This window comes from Pseudomonas sp. R62, assembly GCF_000257605.1.
GTDB lineage: Bacteria > Pseudomonadota > Gammaproteobacteria > Pseudomonadales > Pseudomonadaceae > Aquipseudomonas > Aquipseudomonas atacamensis.
In genome coordinates this window covers 182,652-184,589 of the sequence record NZ_JH635999.1, presented here as the reverse complement: position 1 = coordinate 184,589, position 1,938 = coordinate 182,652, and the positions used below count along the sequence as shown (strand labels likewise).

Annotated in this window: 2 protein-coding genes; one reads left to right on the top strand and one right to left on the bottom strand. The window is 59.2% G+C overall.

Annotated features, from left to right (window positions below; genetic code table 11):
- Positions 1 to 251: 251 nt before the first annotated feature.
- A complete protein-coding gene (thrH, locus tag OQK_RS19260) occupies positions 252 to 869 on the bottom strand; it encodes a bifunctional phosphoserine phosphatase/homoserine phosphotransferase ThrH (RefSeq protein ID WP_016773816.1) in 618 nt (205 codons plus the stop codon).
- A gap of 165 nt (positions 870 to 1,034) precedes the next feature.
- Here thrH and OQK_RS19255 point away from each other — a divergent pair, with 165 nt between their 5' ends.
- A complete protein-coding gene (locus OQK_RS19255) occupies positions 1,035 to 1,775 on the top strand; it encodes a phosphoadenylyl-sulfate reductase (RefSeq protein ID WP_016773815.1) in 741 nt (246 codons plus the stop codon).
- Positions 1,776 to 1,938: the final 163 nt, after the last annotated feature.

Below are 1,938 nucleotides of genomic sequence, written 5' to 3'. Positions count from 1 at the left end.
GGCAGGCGGAGTATCAGGAGTCGATGACCAAAGTGCGGATCCTGCTCGATACCCTGCAGAACCTCTGAAGCATCGCGAGCAGCCTCCCACACCGATCGTTCCCACGCTCCTGCGTGGGAATGCAGCCCGGGACGCTCCGCGTCCCTTTCAGAAGCCGAACGCGGAGCGTCCGATGAGGCGTCCCCACGCGGAGCGTGGGAAGGATCATCGTGTGGGAGCGAGCCTGCTCGCGAAGACGTCCTTCCAGACGACTACAAACTCAACTCTCTATTAGAGGCTTTGAGGAACTCCTGCTTCAGCTCTTCAAACGTATGCACCGCCGGGAACTGCGGAAACTCGCGAATCACGTTGTCCGGCGCATGAAACAGAATCCCTGCGTCCGCCTCGCCGAGCATGGTCGTGTCGTTGTATGAATCCCCCGCCGCGATCACCCGGTAGTACAGGCTCTTGAACGCCAGCACCGACTGGCGCTTGGGATCTTTCTGGCGCAGCTGATAGCCCGTCACCCGACCGCTTTCGTCAGTGATCAAGCGATGGCAGAGCAAGGTGGGGAAGCCCAGCTGGCGCATCAGTGGCTGTGAAAACTCATAGAAGGTGTCCGATAGAATCACCACCTGGAAACGCTCGCGCAGCCAGTTGACGAACTCCACCGCACCGTCCAGCGGTTTCAGCGTGGCGATGACTTCCTGAATATCCGAGAGCTTGAGGCCGTGCTCATCGAGGATGCGCAGGCGCTGCTTCATCAATACGTCGTAATCGGGAATGTCCCGGGTGGTGGCCTTGAGGGAGTCGATTCCGGTTTTTTCGGCGAAGGCGATCCAGATTTCCGGTACCAGTACCCCTTCAAGATCCAGGCAAGCAATTTCCACAAGACACTCCCGTTTGTAGTGATTATTTGAGTCAAGCGAGGCCGAACTCTAGCGTTTGCACCCGAGGCGTGCAACGCAGAGGACGCCCCGGGCGCGGCAGCTTTTTGTTACCATCGGCCCCCTATAGAGCGCCCGAGCGCCATTGACCTGTAGGAAGCCGCCCTGATGAGCCCAACGTTTAACGTCGTGGAACTCGCCACGACCCATGCCAACAAATCCGCCCAGGACATCCTCAAGCTCGCCTTCGCCGAGTTCGGCGATGACTTGTGGATATCTTTCAGCGGCGCCGAGGACGTGGTGCTGGTGGACATGGCGTGGAAGCTGAACAAGAACGTCAAAGTGTTCAGCCTCGACACCGGCCGCCTGCATCCGGAGACCTACCGCTTCATCGAGCAGGTGCGCGAGCATTACAAGATCGACATCGAAATCGTCTCGCCGGACTACACGAAACTCGAACCGTTCGTGAAGGAAAAAGGCCTGTTCAGCTTCTACAAAGATGGCCACGGCGAATGCTGTGGCATCCGCAAGATCGAGCCGCTGCGGCGCAAGCTGTCCGACGTCAAAGCCTGGGCCACCGGCCAGCGCCGCGATCAGAGCCCGGGCACCCGCAGCGCTGTGGCGGTGCTGGAAATCGACACAGCTTTCTCGACACCGGAACGCACCCTGTACAAGTTCAACCCGCTGGCGCAGATGACCAGCGAGGAGATCTGGGGTTACATCCGCATGCTTGAGCTGCCGTACAACAGCCTGCACGAGCGCGGCTTCATCAGCATCGGCTGCGAACCCTGCACCCGCCCGGTGCTGCCGAACCAACACGAGCGCGAAGGCCGCTGGTGGTGGGAAGAAGCCACGCAGAAAGAATGCGGCTTGCATGCCGGGAATATCATCAGCAAGAGCAAGGTTTGATCCCCCATTTATAGAAAGACCTGTGGGAGCGAGCCTGCTCGCGAAAGCGCCGTTCCAGTCAACGTTTCAGTTGCCTGATCCACCGCATTCGCGAGCAGGCTCGCTCCCACATTGATAGGTGCCAGGCACACAAAAGGTGTACACAAGGTTGTCACCATCGGTG